At 65.5% G+C, this 18,480-nt stretch carries 17 protein-coding genes; 13 read left to right on the top strand and 4 right to left on the bottom strand.

The window, feature by feature from the left end:
• The first annotated feature begins 201 nt into the window (after positions 1-201).
• The 8 genes from OG874_RS34335 to OG874_RS34370 all read left to right on the top strand — a co-directional run bounded on the left by OG874_RS34335 (position 202) and on the right by OG874_RS34370 (position 7,633).
• Entirely contained in the window at positions 202-810 is a 609-nt protein-coding gene (locus OG874_RS34335) for a bacterial proteasome activator family protein (protein ID WP_330251210.1), read from the top strand.
• A gap of 271 nt (positions 811-1,081) precedes the next feature.
• A complete protein-coding gene (wzm, locus tag OG874_RS34340; RefSeq protein WP_442943457.1) occupies positions 1,082-1,918 on the top strand; it encodes a galactan export ABC transporter permease subunit Wzm/RfbD in 837 nt (278 codons plus the stop codon).
• A 12-nt stretch (positions 1,919-1,930) separates the two neighbouring features.
• Positions 1,931-2,770: a galactan export ABC transporter ATP-binding subunit Wzt/RfbE gene (wzt, locus tag OG874_RS34345; protein WP_330251211.1), complete on the top strand. Its 840-nt coding sequence runs from the start codon at positions 1,931-1,933 to the stop codon at positions 2,768-2,770.
• The gene (gene glfT1, locus OG874_RS34350; RefSeq protein ID WP_330251212.1) at positions 2,767-3,837 is read left to right on the top strand and encodes a galactofuranosyltransferase GlfT1; all 1,071 of its coding nucleotides are present in this window, start codon (positions 2,767-2,769) and stop codon (positions 3,835-3,837) included. Before wzt ends, glfT1 begins: the two co-directional genes overlap by 4 nt.
• Before the next feature lie 202 nt (positions 3,838-4,039).
• Positions 4,040-5,161 (top strand): ribosome small subunit-dependent GTPase A, encoded by a 1,122-nt coding sequence (rsgA, locus tag OG874_RS34355; RefSeq protein WP_330251213.1) that lies wholly within the window; start codon positions 4,040-4,042, stop codon positions 5,159-5,161.
• 55 nt (positions 5,162-5,216) lie between these two features.
• Complete coding sequence (locus tag OG874_RS34360; protein ID WP_330251214.1) at positions 5,217-5,933, top strand: hypothetical protein; 717 nt, start codon at positions 5,217-5,219, stop codon at positions 5,931-5,933.
• Between the two features lie 199 nt (positions 5,934-6,132).
• The gene (locus tag OG874_RS34365; protein WP_330251215.1) at positions 6,133-6,984 is read left to right on the top strand and encodes an SDR family oxidoreductase; all 852 of its coding nucleotides are present in this window, start codon (positions 6,133-6,135) and stop codon (positions 6,982-6,984) included.
• Between the two features lie 118 nt (positions 6,985-7,102).
• Positions 7,103-7,633, top strand: coding sequence for an O-acetyl-ADP-ribose deacetylase (locus OG874_RS34370; RefSeq protein ID WP_330251216.1), 531 nt, complete (start codon positions 7,103-7,105; stop codon positions 7,631-7,633).
• An 88-nt stretch (positions 7,634-7,721) separates the two neighbouring features.
• Here the strand turns inward: OG874_RS34370 and OG874_RS34375 are convergent, their stop codons facing one another.
• Both OG874_RS34375 and OG874_RS34380 read right to left on the bottom strand, forming a co-directional pair.
• A complete protein-coding gene (locus tag OG874_RS34375; protein WP_330251217.1) occupies positions 7,722-9,617 on the bottom strand; it encodes a glycosyltransferase in 1,896 nt (631 codons plus the stop codon).
• A 138-nt stretch (positions 9,618-9,755) separates the two neighbouring features.
• A complete protein-coding gene (locus OG874_RS34380; RefSeq protein WP_330251218.1) occupies positions 9,756-10,280 on the bottom strand; it encodes a GtrA family protein in 525 nt (174 codons plus the stop codon).
• 130 nt (positions 10,281-10,410) lie between these two features.
• On the opposite strand from OG874_RS34380, the gene OG874_RS34385 reads away from it, so the two are divergent.
• Both OG874_RS34385 and OG874_RS34390 read left to right on the top strand, forming a co-directional pair.
• A complete protein-coding gene (locus OG874_RS34385) occupies positions 10,411-11,409 on the top strand; it encodes a glycosyltransferase (RefSeq protein WP_330251219.1) in 999 nt (332 codons plus the stop codon).
• The gene (locus OG874_RS34390; RefSeq protein ID WP_330251220.1) at positions 11,406-13,049 is read left to right on the top strand and encodes a DUF2142 domain-containing protein; all 1,644 of its coding nucleotides are present in this window, start codon (positions 11,406-11,408) and stop codon (positions 13,047-13,049) included. Before OG874_RS34385 ends, OG874_RS34390 begins: the two co-directional genes overlap by 4 nt.
• A 51-nt stretch (positions 13,050-13,100) precedes the next feature.
• On the opposite strand, the gene rfbB is transcribed toward OG874_RS34390, so the two are convergent.
• Positions 13,101-14,108: a dTDP-glucose 4,6-dehydratase gene (gene rfbB / locus OG874_RS34395; protein WP_330251221.1), complete on the bottom strand. Its 1,008-nt coding sequence runs from the start codon at positions 14,106-14,108 to the stop codon at positions 13,101-13,103.
• A 341-nt stretch (positions 14,109-14,449) separates the two neighbouring features.
• On the opposite strand from rfbB, the gene OG874_RS34400 reads away from it, so the two are divergent.
• Together OG874_RS34400 and OG874_RS34405 are read left to right on the top strand one after the other, a co-directional pair.
• Entirely contained in the window at positions 14,450-15,157 is a 708-nt protein-coding gene (locus OG874_RS34400; protein ID WP_330251222.1) for a hypothetical protein, read from the top strand.
• A 187-nt stretch (positions 15,158-15,344) separates the two neighbouring features.
• Positions 15,345-16,058 carry a hypothetical protein gene (locus tag OG874_RS34405; protein WP_330251223.1) on the top strand — a complete coding sequence of 238 codons (714 nt, stop codon included), beginning with the start codon at positions 15,345-15,347 and terminating at the stop codon, positions 16,056-16,058.
• Positions 16,059-16,375: 317 nt separating this feature from the next.
• Here OG874_RS34405 and OG874_RS34410 read toward each other — a convergent pair whose 3' ends face one another.
• Positions 16,376-17,383 (bottom strand): alpha/beta hydrolase, encoded by a 1,008-nt coding sequence (locus OG874_RS34410; RefSeq protein WP_330251224.1) that lies wholly within the window; start codon positions 17,381-17,383, stop codon positions 16,376-16,378.
• A gap of 222 nt (positions 17,384-17,605) precedes the next feature.
• Between OG874_RS34410 and rfbA the strand changes: the two genes are divergently transcribed.
• The gene (gene rfbA / locus OG874_RS34415) at positions 17,606-18,478 is read left to right on the top strand and encodes a glucose-1-phosphate thymidylyltransferase RfbA (protein WP_330251225.1); all 873 of its coding nucleotides are present in this window, start codon (positions 17,606-17,608) and stop codon (positions 18,476-18,478) included.
• Positions 18,479-18,480: the final 2 nt, after the last annotated feature.

Below are 18,480 nucleotides of genomic sequence, written 5' to 3' on the forward strand. Positions count from 1 at the left end.
GGGGTGCAGTGAACTGGGACTCAGCATGGCAACCGACTTTCAACAAATCCGAACCACACGACCCGAACAGAATAGACGCCACCTCGTGGCCGTGGCAGCGGCCCGGTGACCTGAGCGATACGGCCGCACAGCGTCCCCTCGACTGCCCCGCGAAGGCCACCGACTTAGCGCGTTCGCGGCGGACGCGACATGATAGGGATCATGACGCAATCGGATGGTGCACCCGAATCCATTGTCGTGATCGGACCCGACGGCAGGCCGCTGTCCATCCCGGTGGAGTCCGGCTCGAACACGCCCTTCACGGCGCAGGTCGTCACCGACAGCGACCAGAAATCCGACAATGCGGACAGCAAGGACGACGTCGAGGAATCGCTGGCCGATATGGTCGAGCAGCCCGCGAAGGTCATGCGCATCGGCACCATGATCAAGCAGTTGCTCGAGGAGGTCCGCGCGGCGCCGCTGGACGATGCCAGCCGGACCCGGCTGCGCGAGATCCACAAGTCCTCGGTGCGTGAGCTCGAACAGGGACTCGCGCCGGAACTGCGCGACGAACTCGAGCGGCTCACGCTGCCGTTCACCGATGACGCCATCCCCTCCGATGGCGAACTGCGCATCGCCCAGGCCCAGCTCGTCGGCTGGTTGGAGGGTCTGTTCCACGGCATTCAGACCGCACTGTTCGCGCAGCAGATGGCGGCGCGGGCGCAGCTGGAGCAGATGCGTCAGGGTGCGCTGCCGCCCGGCATCCACGCGACCGACCCGCGTACGGGCCAGTCCAACTCGGCGACCGGCGGCTCCGGACAATATCTCTGAGTAGGAACCTGGTACGTGCCACCCGGGTCCATCGGAATTTGCGAGGGTAGTGTCGTGCACCGTGCCGTCCGCTGCCGCTCGCCCCGACTCGGTCTCCGATGTGACTACGGCGCGTCCCGAAGAGAGCCCAGATCGTCCTGAAGAGAGTTCAGTGCGTTCAGATACCAGCCATGCGCGTTCCGACGAGAGTTCCGAAGAGACCTCCGTGCGACCTGACGAGAACACCGCTCCAGCGGATGAAACCCCGGTCGACCAGCCGACCGAGCCCACCGTGACCCCGATTGTCTCGGACTCGCAGACCTTCGGGCGCGCGTTCAAGGACTTCCGCGGCGGCTTCGCCCAGCGCGAACTGTGGCTATCACTCGGCTGGCAGGACATCAAACAGCGCTACCGCCGCTCGGTGCTCGGTCCGTTCTGGATCACCATCGCGACCGGTGTGCAGGCCGCCGCGATCGGCATTCTGTACGCGGCGCTGCTGGATCAGTCGATCAAGGCCTATCTACCGTATGTAGCCGTCGGCATCATCGTCTGGAATGTGATCCAGGCCAGCATCCTCGAGGGCTCCGAAGTCTTCATCGCCAACGAGGGGTTGATCAAACAGCTGCCATCGGCGCTGAGCGTGCACGTTTATCGCCTGGTCTGGCGGCAGTTGCTGTTCTTCGCGCACAACATGCTGATCTATCTGGTGGTGCTGATCGCCTTCGGCGTCTGGGAAAAACTGCACTGGACCGCCATTTTCGCCATCCCCGCGCTCGGGCTGCTGTTCCTCAACTCGATGTGGGTTTCGATCGTGTTCGGCATCTTCAGCACGCGCTACCGGGATATCGCGCCGATCCTCGGCAGCCTCACGCTGATGCTGTTCGTGCTGACGCCGGTGATGTGGAATACGAAAAGTCTGGAATCGCAGGGTGGTCAGGTGAGCGAGCGCGCGAAGCTGGCCGAAATCATCCCGACCTTCCATTATTTGGAGATCGTCCGGGCACCGCTGCTCGGTGATGACCAGCATCTGTATCACTGGGTGATCGTCGGCGCCATCACCGTGGTCGGCTGGATCGTGGCGATCTTCGCGATGAAGCAGTACCGTTCGCGCGTGCCGTACTGGGTATAGGAGATCGGGCCGATGACCGACCATGTGAGTATCGAAACCCGCCAGGCGTGGGTCGAGTTCCCGATCTTCGACGCCAAATCGCGATCGCTGAAAAAGGCGTTCCTCGGTAAGGCGGGCGGCGCAATCGGCCGCAATCAATCCGATGTGGTGGTGGTCGAGGCATTGCGCGACATCACCCTTTCGCTGAAAGAGGGCGACCGGATCGGCCTGGTCGGACATAACGGCGCGGGCAAATCGACACTGCTGCGGCTGCTTTCGGGAATCTATGAACCCTCGCGCGGCAGTGCCCGCATCCGCGGTCGGGTGGCGCCGGTATTCGACCTCGGCGTCGGCATGGATCCGGAGATCTCCGGCTACGAGAACATCATCATCCGTGGGCTTTTCCTCGGGCAGACGCGTAAGCAGATGCTGTCGAAGATCGATGAGATCGCCGATTTCACCGAGCTCGGTGAATATCTGTCGATGCCGCTGCGCACCTATTCGACGGGTATGCGGGTGCGCCTGGCGATGGGCGTGGTGACCTCGATCGATCCGGAGATCCTGCTGCTCGACGAGGGTATCGGCGCGGTGGACGCCGAATTCATGAAGAAGGCGCGGATCCGGTTGCAATCACTGGTGGCGCGCTCGGGCATCCTGGTGTTCGCCAGCCATTCCAACGAATTTCTCGCTCAGCTCTGCGATACCGCCATGTGGATCGACCACGGGCAGATCCGATTACGCGGCGGTATCGAAGAAGTGGTGCGTGCCTACGAGGGTCCGGAGGCGGGCAATCACGTCGCCACCGTGCTGCGTGAATTGGAAGCGGAACGGACAATGGAAGCCGAGCGAGAATTGGAGACGAATCAGGCATGAGTGAGCCGACCGGGCACGACGCCCCGATCGCCGGCGGGCCCGCGGCCCCGATCGACCCCGCGGCCCCGATCGACGCAGGGCGGGAGGTTCCGATCGACTCGGCCGAGGACGACGGTCCGTCGCCCGCGCAGATCGCGGCCGCGCGCACCCCGGCGGGCACCGGACCCGATGCCAAGATCGTCGCCGTCGTGGTCACCCACAAGCGCCGCGAACTGCTCGCCGAATCCCTGAAGATCCTCGCCTCCCAATCTCGCCCGGTGGACCACCTGATCGTGGTCGATAACGCCAACGAAGCCGAGGTCGCCGACCTGGTCGCCGAGCAGCCGGTCGAATGCACCTACCTCGGCTCGGCCCACAATCTCGGCGGCGCGGGCGGTTTCGCACTCGGCATGCTGCACGCGCTGAGCCTCGGCGCGGACTGGGTCTGGCTGGCCGACGACGACGGCCGGCCCGATGGCCTGGAAGTGCTTGCCACCCTGCTCGATTGCGCGGGTAAGCACGGCCTGGTCGAGGTTTCGCCGGTGGTCTGCGATATCGAAGAACCCGATCGCCTCGCCTTCCCGCTGCGCCGCGGCGTGGTCTGGCGGCGGCTACGTTCCGAGCTGGGCGACGAGGATTTCCTGCCCGGCATCGCCTCGCTGTTCAACGGCGCGCTGATCTCCGCGAGGGCCGTCGACCTGATCGGCGTCCCGGATCTGCGCCTGTTCGTGCGCGGCGACGAGGTCGAGGTGCACCGCCGCCTGGTCCGCTCCGGCCTACCCTTCGGCACCTGCCTACAGACGGCCTATCTGCACCCCAACGGCGCCGCCGAATTCAAGCCGATCCTCGGCGGCCGCATGCACACCCAGTATCCGGACGACCCGGTCAAGCGCTACTTCACCTACCGCAACCGCGGCTATCTGATGTCGCAGCCCGGTATGCGCAAGCTGCTGCCCCAGGAATGGATCCGCTTCTCCTGGTTCTTCCTCGTCACCCGCCGCGACCCCGCCGGCCTGCGCGAATGGTTCCACCTGCGCAGCCTCGGCCGCAACGAGCAGTTCGGCAAGCCGACGCCCGACGAAAAATAGGTTGCGCGGGTTTTCCGCGGGATGGCAAAGTGGGCGAGCAACGTCGAGATGGAGTCAGGAGGTGGAGATCGTGACAAGGAATGCGCGGATTGTCGTGCCCATGTCAGCTGTGCGAACGCACGCTGCGGCACGAACCTCCACCTCGGATACCACTCGCTGAGTCCGGTTCGGGCTCGGCGCTCGACGAAGGATTCCTTCCACCATGGTCGACTACGACCTCCTCGTCCCTTACGGCTGGACCGAAGCCGTTGCCACTGAATACGACGCACTCATCGAGGATGGCTGCGTACCCGCGCGGGTGATCCGGATGGATCGCAGCGAATGCGATGTCGCGACACCGACCGGCCCCGCACGCGCCCGAGTACGGCGTTTGACTTGGCCTGACCGGGGGCCCTCCGTGGTTACCCAAGCTGCCTCCTCCAGGCCTGACCCGCTCAGGCCGGGCTCCGATTCCGAGATCAGCGGACTGTGCACCGGTGACTGGGTGAGCATCGATGCCGAACGCACTGTGCGCCAATTGCTGCCACGCCGCGGCGCGATCACGCGCTCGGCCGTCAACGGACGCTCACAAGGTCAGGTGCTCGCCGCGAACGTCGATACCGTGCTGATCTGCAGCGCGGCCGACGGCGATGTCGATCTCGGGCGGATCGAACGGATGCTCGCACTGGCCTGGGAGAGCAATGCGCAGCCGATCGTGCTGCTCACCAAAGCGGATGCGGCGCTGGAGGTTCCACTCGACGAGGTGCAGGCCGTCGCCCCCGGTGCGGTCGCGCTCGCGGTCAGCGCGAACGATGGGCGCGGGCTCGATGTGCTCACCGGGCTGCTCGATGGCACCGTCGCCCTGATCGGCCCGTCCGGCGCCGGGAAATCAACGCTGGCCAACGCGCTGCTCGGACAGGAAGTGTTCGCCACCAACGCCGTTCGCGCCGCGGACAAGAAGGGCAGGCACACCACGGTGCATCGGGAGCTGCGACCGCTGCCCGGCGGCGGCACGCTGATCGATACACCCGGCCTGCGCGGTATCGGACTGTGGGATGCGGCCGAGGGCATCGAGAAAACCTTCAGTGATATCGAATCCTTCGCCGCGCGCTGCCGATTCTTGGACTGCGCACATCACGGCGAACCCGGTTGCGCGGTACAGGAAGCTATCGACAATGGCGAGATCACCCAGCGCCGCTTCGACAGCTATCAGCAGCTCGAACGGGAAAACGCCTGGCAGGCAGCGCGAACCGATAAGCGGCTGCAAGCCGAGCGCAAACGGGTGTGGCGCGATATCAACAAGCAGCAGCGGCGGTTTTACCAGGAGCGAGGCTCGCGGCGCTGATTCTGGCGAATCACGGTAGGGTCGGCACGCACAAATCGCTACTTGGGAGGGTTCGATGAGTTACCCCGGCGGGTATCCGCCCCAGGGCCAGCCCGGGCAATGGCCCGGGCAGCCCGCATACGGCCAGCCTGTACCGCAGGGCGCGCCGAATCCGTACGGTGCGCCGCCGCAGTACGCACCGCCACCGGCCGGGCAGCCGCCCGTCAGTCAACCGCAGGTGCCGCAACCGCAGTACGGCAGCCAGCCGCACCTCGCGCAGCCGCAGTACGGTCAGCCCGCTCAGCCGTATGGCCAGCAGCCGTACGGTCAGCCCGCACCGTTCGGGCAACCGGCCTACGGGCAGCAACCCGGTCCGCAGCAGGCGCCGTACGGTGCGCCACCGGCCCCGCCCGGGATCACCGTCGAGGCCTCATATGAGTGGTTCGCCTTCCTGCTGGCGATCACCAAGCCGAAGATCCTGGTCAACGGTCAGCAGGTGCCGAATACGCGGTGGGGCCAGAACCATATTCCGGTCGGCCCGGGTCAGTACCACGTCAAAGTCACTACGCCCTGGCTGTTCGATATGGGTCCGGCGAATGTGACGGCGGCGATCCAGGAAGGTCAAGGCGCTCGGTTCTACTACAAGCCGCCGGCGATCATCTTCCTCAACGGCGCGATCGGACCGGTTCCGCAGAAGACGCCCGGTGTGGTGTTCATTTACATCACCTGGGCGTTCGCGGCGTTGATCATCCTGCTCAACATCCTGCTGATCGCGGGCGCGTCCTCGATCTGACGGGCAAGGACGGGTAGGGCGTCGAGACCTCGACGGGTCCCGGCGCCCTTTCCTCGCCCACCCTATGCAACTGGTTGCATAGGAACGTGGGTTACGCTTTATGCGCACAACACCCGCTTGCGACCGCACGCAGGTCGCTCGCAGGGGTCAGCGAGGCCGCGGGCGCACCCACCTGCGGCACAGACGACAGGAGCAGGTCATGACGGAACCGGGATCGAAGCCGCTCGCGGGCGCGACGATGATCATGTCGGGCGGTAGCCGTGGCATTGGTCTGGAGATCGCCAAGCGGGCCGCGGCCGACGGCGCGAACATCACCCTGATCGCGAAGACCGACCAGCCGCATCCGAAACTTCCCGGCACCATCCATACCGCGGCAGCCGAGCTCGAGGCGGCGGGCGGCACCGTCCTGCCGTTCGTCGGCGATGTGCGCATCGATGAGTCGGTCGCCGAGGCCGTGCGGCAGACCGTCGAGCGGTTCGGCGGCATCGATATCGTCGTCAACAACGCCTCGGCGATCGACCTTTCCCCGACCGACGCCATCTCCATGAAGAAATACGACCTCATGCAGGACATCAACTGCCGGGGCAGCTTCCTGCTGTCCAAGCTCAGCATTCCGGCGCTGCGCGAATCGGCCGCGGCGGGCCGCAACCCGCACATCCTGACCCTGTCCCCGCCACTCAACCTGGACCCGAAGTGGGCAGGCATGGCGCTGGGCTACACCATCGCCAAATACGGAATGTCGCTCACCACACTCGGTTTGGCCGAGGAACTCAAGGGCGACGGTATCGCCGTCAACTCGCTGTGGCCGCGCACCACCATCGCCACCGCCGCGGTCAAGAACCTGCTCGGCGGCGAGGAAATGGTCGCCACCTCGCGTACCCCCGACATCTACGCCGACGCCGCCTACCTGGTCCTCACCTCCCCTGCCAAGGAGACCAGCGGCAACTTCTTCCTCGACGATGAGGTCCTCGCCGCGCACGGCATCACCGACCTCGACAAATACCGCGTCGTCCCGGGCGACGCCGAACTGACCACCGACCTGTTCCTGTGACGGCCCGAGGCCACCTTCGGCAGCGACCCGGGGTGGCCTCTAGGCGGTTGGGCGGCCGCATGGCACGTCGTCGATGTCCGGGAGTCGGCCGATCCAGACGCGGACTACGGTCGGTGTGGTGACCGGAATCTCGAACTCGGCCGAAATCACCTTGGTCCGCGGCGATATCACCGAGCAGGTGGTCGACGCGATTGTGAATGCGGCCAACTCGTCGCTGCTCGGGGGTGGGGGTGTCGACGGCGCGATCCACCGCGCGGGTGGGCCCGCGATTCTGGAGGATTGCCGCAAGTTGCGCGCTTCCCATTACGGCAGGGGGCTGGGCACCGGACAGGCCGTCGCCACCACGGCGGGGCGGCTGTCCGCCGACTGGGTCATCCATACGGTCGGGCCCGTGTGGTCCGCGAGCGAGGACCGTTCGGAGCTGCTGGCGTCCTGCTACCGCGAATCACTGCGGGTGGCAGATGAATTGGGCGCGCGGGCCGTCGCCTTTCCCGCAATCTCCACCGGAATCTATCGCTGGCCGATCGATGATGGGGCACGCATCGCGATCGACACGGTGCGCAATGCCGATACCGACGTCACGGAAGTGCGGTTCGTCCTGTTCGATGAGCGCGCATACGCGACATTCGCCGCCGAGCTAGGACAGTAGCAATTGTTCTGAGCGTGCACTTCCACCAAATCTGGCAACTTCTGCTGGATTCGTGCGAAATATGCACGCTCAGAACAAGCCCGTCGAACTAGTTCTGCTCGATTCCGTACAGGCGTTCCCAGTTCTCGCGGCTGGTCAGCTCCGGCACAGCCGCTCGGTACTGCTCTTGGAGGGTCGGGAGCTCGCGGCGGAGACGGCGCAGGACGCGAATGGCGCGCAGCAACAGCGCACGGGCGCGAGCCTTGTCGCGCCGACGAACTCGCACACCGGACTGGGACGCGTCGGTCACCACCACATGGTCGAACAACGCGACGTGCCACCAGTGCGCGTCCTCGCGAGTCACGCCGATCAGGCCGTGCTGGGTGCGCCCGGTCCACTGCGCGATCGCGCGCTTGATCAACACCAGGGTGACGCGGCTGGGTTCGCCGCCGGCGCGGCGCAATTGGATATCGCCCGAGCGGACCGGCGGGGTGGCGGCCGGATGCTTGATGGTCTCGGCATAGTCGGCCCGGCTGGTGCGGGCGGCGGCCAGCGCGGCGATTCCACCGTCGCGCAGAACCTTCGGTCCCTGCAGGAAGTCCTCGATACCTTGCAGTGTGGTGTGCACGAGCCCGTATTGCATGGCGACCAGATGTTCGGCCAGGCTGCGGAACAGCTGGCGGGTAATGGCCTTGCCGTCCAGATCGGCGTGCAGCGAACCGACGATCAACGAGTTGCGCGTGCTGAAGTAGCGCGCCCAGTCGTCGTAGTCCTTCCAGTAGAAGTCCGCATGCCATACCGCCGCATTCGGCAGGGTGACGGTGACGAATCCGTTCTCGCGGGCCCGGACGCCGTATTCGACATCGTCCCACTGGAAGAAGATGGGCACCGGCAGGCCGATCTTGGCGACGACCTCGGCCGGGATCAGGCAGGTCCACCAGGCGTTGTAACCCGCGTCGACCCGGCGTTCCTGGTTGCGCTTGAGCATGCTGGTGTTGCGCAGCGCCTTGGGCACCTTCTGGCCGTGCTTGAGTTCGTGCAGATGCACTTCCTCCGCACCGACATTCAGATAATCCGGGTTGAGCAGGAACAGCATCTGCGCGCCGACCAGCGTCGGTTCCACCGTCATATTGGCGAAGGCGTTGAGCCGCAGCACCGTTTCCGGCTCGCAGAGGATGTCGTCGTCCATCAGGATGACGTCGGCGTGCTCGTTGACCGCGGATACCTCGTAGAGCCCGCGGGTGAATCCGCCTGCCCCACCGAGATTCGGCTGACGGATATAGCGCAGCTTGTCACCGAAGATCGGCAGGGTCTGCTGGAAGCGCGGCTGGTTCTCCACCAGATCGGTACCCTGGTCGACCACGTACACCGCATCGATGGCGTTGAGCACGGGCGCGTCGGAGGCGAGCGCGGCGACCGTCTCGGCGCAGTCCCCGGCCCGGTTGAAGGTGCAGATCGCGATGGCGACGGGCCGCATATGATCGGGCGCGGTCGAGGTCCAGGTCTGCTCGGAGATGGCGAGATCGCCGCCGATGGCATCGAATTCCAGCCACAACGCGCCGCCGTCCACGTACTGGTCCAGCGGGGCGGTCAGCGTCAGCGGGCCGCTCGCGGTGACCTCGGCGGTCTCGATGATCCGGCGGTGCCCGGCGATATCGGAGGCGACGATCCGGATCCGGGCCCGCTTGCCCACGTCGAGCACCATGGTCGCCCGCACCTCGGTGACGGTGGTCCAGCGCTGCCAGTAACTGGCTGCGAACCGCCCGAAATAGGTGTTGGTGTGTGCGGACGCGCCCTTCTCCAGTCGCAGTTCCAGGCGTTCCCGATGTGCACGGCCCTTGACGACTGCGTACAGTTCGTCGCTCACCTTGGCCGAGGGCCCGGTGAAGATGCCGCGCTGCAGTAACAGCCGATCGGGCGCCCGATGATCGGCACGCAGTGCAGCGGGCGCGGTCGACGGGCGGTCATTCGTTTCGGTAACGGCCTGGGTAGCCGACTGATCCATGAAGTCCTCTAAATCGTTTTTGTTGCCGACGGGACAAACCTGCCCCAGGACGGGTGTTCGCGGCGCGCCGAGGATATCAATCGGGCTCGTCCACTGCCTGTCCAGGAACCGGGGCGTGACGTCCTATTCATGTTGCTATCAATTAGCCGATTTGCTCGTCGAACCGACGAAGACAAATTTGTCGTAGGCCCAGTAGCGGAACGCAACCGCCACGATCTGGCCGATGAGCGTCCCGGAAATATTGTCCGAGAGCGGCGTCGAGAGGTCGAGCACATAGCGGGAGAAGCCGAGACATCCCAGTTGCAGGCCGATAGCGATCACATTGAAAGCGGCATACAACAGGTATTCGCGCCCGGGATTGTCGGTTTTCTTGTGCCCGAAGGTCCACCACTTGTTGCCGAAGTAGGTCACGACGGTGGCGACGGCGATCGCGATGATCTTGGCGGGCAGCGGCGCGTGGTAGAGCACGCCTTCGCCGCCCCAGAACACCAACAGGTTATAGGTGCCCGCGTCGACCAGGAAGCCGATCGCGCCGACCACCAGGAACGCCCCGCCGCGCCGCAGTGCGGCGATGATTTTCGCGGTCAGCGGCTCATCCACCGGATTCGCGGAGTCGTCGATCGGCATCGACTCCGCTGGGCCGGATCGCGCAGAGAATGACACGGGCTGCTCCGGATAAGGCACTCGGCGACGGTACCCCAGTACGCTCGGTGAACCGAGTGAGCACCGAGAAATACCGCCCTGTACCCTCCCGGTGTTCCCCATTCACAGCCGACATCGAGGATTGACCCGGGTGGACTCCACCGAGCTCCGAATTGCCGCAGTGGTGCCGTGCCATAACGAGGAGGCTTCGGTCGCCAAGGTCGTCGCCGACCTCCAGGCCGCCGTGCCGGGAATCGCCGTCTACGTCTACGACAACCTGAGCACCGACGCGACCGCCGAGCGGGCCCGCGCGGCCGGGGCGATCGTGCGCCACGAACACTCCAAGGGCAAGGGCAATGTGGTGCGCCGCGCCTTCGCCGATATCGAGGCCGATATCTATCTGATGATCGACGGTGACGACACCTATGAGGCGTCGGCCGCACCGCTGATGATCAAGACGCTGCTCGACGGCCCATACGACCATGTGCTCGGTGTCCGCAAACAGGACGAGGGCGCATCCGCGTACCGCTCGGGCCACGAGACCGGCAACAAGGTGCTCAACGGCGTTGTCGGAAAGGTGTTCGGCGAGAACGTCGAGGACATGCTCAGCGGATTCCGGGTGTTCTCGCGCCGGTTCGTGAAGAGCTTCCCGGCCGTCTCGCGCGAGTTCGAGATCGAGACCGAACTGACCGTGCACTCATTGCATCTGCGGGTGCCGCGGACGGCGGTTCCGGTCGGATTCCGCGATCGGCCCGCGGGCAGCGAGAGCAAACTGCGCACCTACCACGACGGATTCAAGATCCTGGCGCTGATCATCGGGTTGGCCAGACATGAGCGGCCGGTCGCGTTCTACGGCCTGGTCGGCGCGCTGAGCTGGTTGGTCTCGATCATCCTGACCATTCCGATCGTGGTCGAGTTCTACAACACGCACGAGGTGCCGCGGTTCCCGACGCTGTTCCTCGGCTTCACGCTGCTGCTACTCGGCAGCCTGGCGTGGACCGCCGGTCTGATCCTGGATGGCATCCGGCGCTCCCGGCACGAGGCCGCGCGGCTGGTCTACCTACGGTATTCGGCCGTCAGCGCGGACGACTCGCACGGTGTCGCGCGTGCAGTCGGCGGTGACGCGCGTTCCGGTGGAGCCGAGCGTTGACCACTTCGGCGGATCGAACCGCGACCGAATCGACCTCGGAACCAGCACCGACCGCGGATAGCGATGTCGCCGTTGGGAATTCGACGGCACGGCGCGCGAGCGCGCCCGAATCCGGTGCCACCGATCGGGATACGAGCAGCCCGGACACCAACGCGCCGGCCGCGAACAACGCGACACGCGATCTCGGACGTCGGATCGTGGCCCGCTTCGGCGCCGCCACAGTCGCCTTCACCATCGTCGTCGCGGTCTTCGGCGCGCTGTTCGCCTGGATCACCCCGCCGTTCTGGGGCCATGATGAGATCACCCAGTTCGGTCGCGCCTACCAGGTCGCGCACGGCGGCTTCCTGCCCGAGCGGATCCACGACGATCGCGGGATCTCCTACGGCGGCGATGTGTCCTCCAGCATCACCGTGCTGATGGGCTACGCGCTGCACGATTACACCACCAATCCGGAAGAACCGGATCCGATGGTTGCCGATCCCGGCAGCTACGCCCGACTCGAGGGCGCCGGAGTGTCGAAGACCGAGGAACCGGTCTGGTTCACCAATACCGCCGCCTACTCGCCGGTGCCGTATACCCCTGCCGCCGTTGGCATTCGGGTCGCGGAACTGTTCGGGCTCAATGTCGGCGCCATGATGCTGCTGACCCGCCTTGCGGGCCTGGCCGCCTATCTCGCCCTCGTCGGATTCGGCCTCTACGCCCTGCGCGCATATCGGGTGCAGTGGCTGGCGTTCACCGTCGCCGTGCTGCCGATCGCGGTCTTCCAGGCGGGCACCGTGACCGCCGATACGATGACCAACGCACTGGCCATTCTGGTCTCCGTGTTGTTGGTCAAGGCACTGTTCCTGGGCGACGGCCTCGGTCGCGTCGAGACCGCGGCGCTGCTGGCCGCGACCGTCGCGCTGCCGGTCAGCAAGCCGACCTACGTGCTACTTGCCATGCTGGTGGTGCTGGTGCCGACGAACCGGTTCGCCTTCGGCGGCGATGCCGGCTGGAAGCGTTTGCTCCCATGGGGTTTCGCGGCATTGGGTGCGGTGGCCTTCGCGGTCTGGATGAAGATCGCGGCGCCGACCACCGACGGTATGGGCCTGATGCGCCCACAGCACCAGTGGAATTCGGTGCGGCCGAGCGATCAGCTGCACGGAATCCTCAGCGACCCGGTGAATTTCGTGAACGTCTTCGGCGAGAGTATCGCGCTGCGCGACGAACGGTGGTTCAGCCAGTTCTTCGGTGAACTCGGCTTCGCCTATATCGACGTGCCCGCCCTGTCGATGCTGGCCTGCCTGCTCGCGTTCGCGGTGAGCATCGGCATCGCGGACCGGATGAACGCCGCGACCGCCACCTTCCGGCGCACGCTGATCGTGGCGCTGACCGTGCTCGCGAGCGTAGCGATGATCTATGTGACGCTCTACATGTCGTTCACCCCGGTCGACTACTACATCATCGACGGCGTCCAGGGCCGGTACTTCGTGCCGCTGGCGATCGTCGCGCTGGTGGTGCTGCTGCGCTGGATACCGTTGCGGCTCACCGATGTAGCGGGCAAGACCCCGACCAAGGGTCCCGCGATCACCATCATCGCGGCCACCCTGGTCGCGCTGATCGCGGCGCTGTGGAAGTACTACTCGATCGTCTGGGGCTGACCGAACCCGCACTGGGCCCGGCGAATTCGGACGGATTCGCCGGGCGTCGATTCAGGCGTTGATCGTTGTCTCGCCCGCGGCGGCGTAGGCTCGCTCGGTCGTGGCTTTGGCCGGGCGCCACCAGGATTCGTTATCGCGGTACCACTGGATCGTCGCGGCGAGTCCGGCACGGAAGTCCGCATAGCCCGGCGTCCAGCCGAGTTCGGTGCGCAGCAGCGACGCGTCGATCGCATAGCGCTGGTCATGGCCCGCGCGGTCGGTGACGTGATCGAAATCGTCCGGATCGCGGTCGAAGGCCTCGAGGATCATCCGCACCACGGCCTTGTTGTCGAGTTCCCCCTCCGCACCGATCAGGTACGTCTGGCCGATCCGCCCGCGCTCCAGGATGTCCCACACCGCCCGGTTGTGGTCGTCGACGTGGATCCAGTCGCGCACCTGATGCCCGGCACCGTAGAGCCGCGGCCGGACGCCGTCGATGAGATTGGTGATCTGGCGCGGGATGAACTTCTCCACATGCTGATACGGCCCATAGTTGTTGCTGCAGTTGGAGATTGTCGCGCGGACGCCGAACGAGCGGGTCCAGGCGCGCACCAGTAGGTCACTCGAGGCCTTGGTGGCCGAGTAGGGGCTGGACGGGTTGTAGGGGGTGTTCTCGTCGAACGCGGGCCCGTCGGGGGTGAGATCGCCGTAGACCTCGTCGGTGGAGACGTGGTGGTAGCGCACCTCATGGCGGCGCACCGCTTGCAGGAGTGAGTAGGTGCCGACGATATTGGTCTGCACGAACGGCCACGGTTCGGCGAGGGAGTTGTCGTTATGCGATTCGGCGGCGAAGTGCACCACGGCGTCGACACCGCTGACCAGCTCGTCGACCAGATCCAGATCGGCGATGTCACCGTGCACGAAGTCGATGCGGTCGGCCACCGGCGCGAGCGAGGCCCGATTTCCCGCGTAGGTCAAAGCGTCGAGGACGGTTACCGTGGCGTCGGGACGCTCGGTCACGGTCTGTTGGACGAAATTCGCACCGATGAACCCGGCCCCGCCGGTTACGAGCAGTCGCACACCCCGACCTTACGTCCCGCGCCGGTGACTGCTTGCAGGTCACTCGGAAAGGCACGCATCGGCGCGGCGCCGCCGAACACCGGCGCCGCGCCCATCCACGCGACCAGAGTTCTAATCTGTGATCCTCGTCACATTTTACAATTGCAAAGTTGGACGATTGGTTCAGTATTCTCTGGAAAACCACGGTCAGGGTGCAGATTTCAACAAACCCACCAAACCTGAAGTCTCGATGGTGAACAAAATTTGAATAAACGGTCACAAGCGGTTCACCATGCGTTAGCTGGTCTAGATTTCGATCGTCTAGTCCCCTCCGAACGCTTCACATCGAGGTCCAAAACAAAATGCTGATGAGGAAATTCGCCGCGACGTCGGCGCTGCTGATCGCCGCAATGGGCGTCACCGCAGGTACCGTCAACGCGGCTCCGGCGGACTCCGCCGAAGCCCCGATCAACTTCACCGCCAACGCCACCGACACCCAGTCGATCATCTCGATCGACTCCGGCTCGCTGGTGGTCGAGGACAACGCACTCAAGATCAAGGCGGCCAACGGCACCACCGTCGCCGGCACCCCGCTCACCTTCCGCGTCGACGACTTCGAATTCCCGATCGCCGCGGATATCGCCGACCACACCGCGACGCTCACCCCGCAACTCGACATGGCCAAGTCCACCTACAAGCCGGTCGCACTGCCCTACGAGGACAAGGCTCCGTTCAAGACCGAGTACGACCGTGAAGTGGCCGCCTTCAACCGCATGAAGGACACCATCGCCATGGGCGCCACCATCGGCACCCTGGTCGGCGGCCTCGGCGGCGGCGCTATCGGCTGCGTGCTCGGCGGTATCGCCGGTGCCACGGTCGCCTCGGCCACCATCGTCGGCCTGTTCGGCGCGTTCATCCCGGCCGCGGCCGTCGGCTGCGTCGCAGGCATCCTCGCCATCGGCGCCCTCGGCACCCTGCTCGGTCAGATCTTCATCACGGCTCCGGTCGCGATCGGTGCGGCGATCCAGTACTTCACCACCACCACCGCGCCGTTCGCTCCGGCCAAGTAGGTCGAACGACGGCTCGACACAACTGAACTCGCACAACTGAACTCGCACAACTGAAAACGAGCCTGGAGCCCCGCCCAGTTACCAATCGGGCGGGGTTCCTGCTGCCCGGCCGAGTTACTGACAGTTTGCGAACTCAGTTTCCGGTCACTACCACCTGCTAAATGCACCTGATAGAGGACCAAAAATCATGCGTATCAAGAAGTTTGCCGCCACCTCGGCGCTACTGATCTCCGCCATCGGCGTCACCGCGGGCACCGTCAACGCCGCCCCGGCCGCACCCGCAGCGGACGCCCCCATCAACTTCACCGCCCAGACCACCGACACCCAGTCGATCGTCACCACCGACTCCGGCTCGCTGGTCATCGAGGACGGCGCACTGAAGGTCAAGGCCGCCAACGGCACCATCGTCGCGGGCACCCCGCTCACCTTCCGCGTCGACGACTTCGAATTCCCGATCGCGGCCGATATCGCCGACCGCACCGCGACGCTCACCCCGCAACTCGATATGGCGCACGCTGCCTACAAGCCGGTCGCGCTGCCCTACGAGGACAAGGCGCCCTGGAAGACCGAGTACGACCGCGAGCAGGCCGCCTGGAACCGGTTGACCAGCACCATCAGCATGGGCGCCACCATCGGCACGCTGGTCGGCGGCCTCGGCGGTGGCGCGCTGGGCTGCGTGCTCGGTGGCATCGCCGGCGCCACCGTCGCCGCCGCCACCATCGTCGGCCTGTTCGGGGCGTTCCTCCCCGCCGCCGCCATCGGCTGCATCGGCGGCATCATCGCCGTCGGCGCGATCGGTACCCTGGCGGCCCAGATCTTCGTGACCGCCCCGGTCGCGATCGGCGCCGCTATCCAGTACTTCACCACCATCAACCAGCCGCCGGTCGCACCCGCGAAGTAACCCGCACCGCACGCCACCCCGCTCGGCCGTTTCGGCCGGGCGGGGTTTTGCGCATCAGCGGCCGGATCCATTCGGGCCACCTGCCTACACGAAATACCGCAGCAATTCGGCCTGAACAAAGATGAACAAAAGATGAATGTTACTGAACTAAATAGTGAATGCCGACTTATAGCCAATATTCGAATACGCACTGCGCGAATTCTCCGAGCCGCCAAGGGAATTCACCCGCCTGCGGTTTCAAGCAAAGGAACCCCGCCCCTGTCTGCCACGAAAGGCACAGTCCAGGGGCGGGGTTCGACTCGTCCGGCCGGTACAGGTCAAGCCGTCCGAGCCCGCTGTGACTGCTCGAGGCGGGCGCGCACGAACCGGGAGACCCGGGCCAGCGCCATCCTGCTCTCGGGCAGATTGGGAGCGATCGCCATGAAAGCGTGCACCTGACCGCGCCAGATCTCCAGCGCGTTCGGCACACCGGCCGCCGTCAGCCTGCGGGCCATCAGCTCGCAGTCATAGCGCAGCACCTCGTCTTCGGCGGCGATCAGCAGCACCGGCGGCAGACCCGCCAACGCACCGTTGACCGGTGACACCATCGGATCCAGCCGGCCGTCGACCTCGGCACCGATCCGGACCACCGCCTCCAGCGCGGACAATGGCAGGTAGGGATCACGCGCGACGTTCACGTAGTCCCGCTTGGCCGCATAATCCAGATCGAGCAGCGGGCTCAGCCCGACCAACCCACCCGGGGACGGCAGCCCGGTCTCGATCGCGCGCAGCGCGGTGGCGAAGGCGAGAAAGCCACCGGCCGAATCGCCCGCGAAGATGATCCGGGACGGATCCGCGCCGTGCCGCAGCAGCCAGCGGTAGGCGGTCAGACAGTCCTGGATCGCGTCGGAGATATTGCGTCCCGGCAATTGCCGGTAGTCGACGTTCACCACGGGCAACCCGGTGCGCCGGGCCAGGCTGGCCGCGATGGGACGATGGGTGCCGAGACCGCAGACGGCGAAGCCGCCACCGTGCATGTACAGCACGGCGCCGTGCCGCAGGGCGCGCGAACCACCGGACGGACGCAGGATCTCCATGCGGAAACCCTTCAGCGCCACCTGTTCTCGATCGACGCCGCGCGGAGTCGGCCGCAACCACGCCAGTCCATCGATCGCGGCGGCGCCGAAGGGGATGGTGGCCCGGCTGACCGGAAACGCGCGCAGCACCGGCCGCACCGCGCTGAGACAGGTCGCCATGAGCAGGCGGGCGGATGCGCTCGGTCCATCCGGATTCATCAACAGACCGGGCTCGCGCACATCAAGTTCCGTCACGTCGATCGCCGACATCGCGCACCTACTTCACCACTGGCGCGCCGAGCCCGACCGAACGGCTCTCCAGGCGAGTGTCGACGCTGACATCTCACACGTTGATGTTTCACTGCACCATAACGTGACCTATGCAACATTTATTTCCCGCCGCGCCGAGTTACTAAACGTTGGTAATCATTTTGTGGAGATGTCGGAACCTCGGCGAAGCCGGGCGCGACGCGCCTGGCAGACTCGGGGACCATGCGCGGAATCATCTTGGCCGGTGGCACCGGATCCCGGTTGCACCCGATCACGCGCGGGGTGAGCAAGCAGCTGGTCCCGGTCTACGACAAGCCGATGGTCTACTACCCGCTGTCCACTCTCATGTTGGCGGGCATCAGGGACATCCTGGTCATCACCACTCCGGAGGACGCTGAGGCGTTCGCCCGACTGCTCGGCGACGGTTCGCAATTCGGCATAGCGATCAGCTATGTGGTGCAACCGGAACCGGACGGGCTCGCCAAGGCGTTCGTACTCGGCGCCGATCACATCGGCGGCGACAGCGCGGCATTGGTGCTCGGCGACAATATCTTCCATGGACCCGGTCTCGGCACCAGCCTCGAGCGCTTCGCCGGGATCGACGGCGGCGCGGTCTTCGCGTACTGGGTCTCGGATCCGACCGCCTACGGTGTCGTCGAATTCACCGATGGCCGTGCGGTATCGATCGAGGAGAAGCCCAAGACGCCGCGGTCCAACTACGCCATCCCCGGGCTGTACTTCTACGATAACGATGTCGTGGAGATCGCCCGCGGGCTGCGGCCGTCGGCGCGTGGTGAATACGAGATCACCGATATCAATCGCGCCTACCTGGAACAGGATCGGCTGCGCGTCGATGTGCTGGCTCGTGGCACCGCCTGGTTGGACACCGGCACCTTCGATTCACTACTGGACGCCGCCAACTACGTTCGCACCATCGAACAGCGGCAGGGCCTGAAAATCGCGGTGCCGGAAGAGGTCGCGTGGCGGCAGGGCTTCATCGACGACGAACAGCTGTGCACGCTGGCCGAACCGCTGGTTCGCTCCGGCTACGGGAGTTATCTGCTCGATCTGCTCGAGCGCGGACGGGATTGGTGAGG

This window comes from Nocardia sp. NBC_00565, assembly GCF_036345915.1.
Taxonomy (GTDB): Bacteria; Actinomycetota; Actinomycetes; order Mycobacteriales; family Mycobacteriaceae; genus Nocardia.

Coding starts and splice junctions, on each gene's coding strand:
- OG874_RS34400 (WP_330251222.1), top strand. CDS start 14,450: ATGCTGATGAGGAAATTCGCCGCGACGTCGGCGCTGCTGATCGCCGCA.
- OG874_RS34365 (WP_330251215.1), top strand. CDS start 6,133: ATGACGGAACCGGGATCGAAGCCGCTCGCGGGCGCGACGATGATCATG.
- rfbA (WP_330251225.1), top strand. CDS start 17,606: ATGCGCGGAATCATCTTGGCCGGTGGCACCGGATCCCGGTTGCACCCG.
- OG874_RS34335 (WP_330251210.1), top strand. CDS start 202: ATGACGCAATCGGATGGTGCACCCGAATCCATTGTCGTGATCGGACCC.
- rsgA (WP_330251213.1), top strand. CDS start 4,040: ATGGTCGACTACGACCTCCTCGTCCCTTACGGCTGGACCGAAGCCGTT.
- wzt (WP_330251211.1), top strand. CDS start 1,931: ATGACCGACCATGTGAGTATCGAAACCCGCCAGGCGTGGGTCGAGTTC.
- glfT1 (WP_330251212.1), top strand. CDS start 2,767: ATGAGTGAGCCGACCGGGCACGACGCCCCGATCGCCGGCGGGCCCGCG.
- OG874_RS34410 (WP_330251224.1), bottom strand. CDS start 17,383: ATGTCGGCGATCGACGTGACGGAACTTGATGTGCGCGAGCCCGGTCTG.
- OG874_RS34405 (WP_330251223.1), top strand. CDS start 15,345: ATGCGTATCAAGAAGTTTGCCGCCACCTCGGCGCTACTGATCTCCGCC.
- OG874_RS34375 (WP_330251217.1), bottom strand. CDS start 9,617: ATGGATCAGTCGGCTACCCAGGCCGTTACCGAAACGAATGACCGCCCG.
- OG874_RS34360 (WP_330251214.1), top strand. CDS start 5,217: ATGAGTTACCCCGGCGGGTATCCGCCCCAGGGCCAGCCCGGGCAATGG.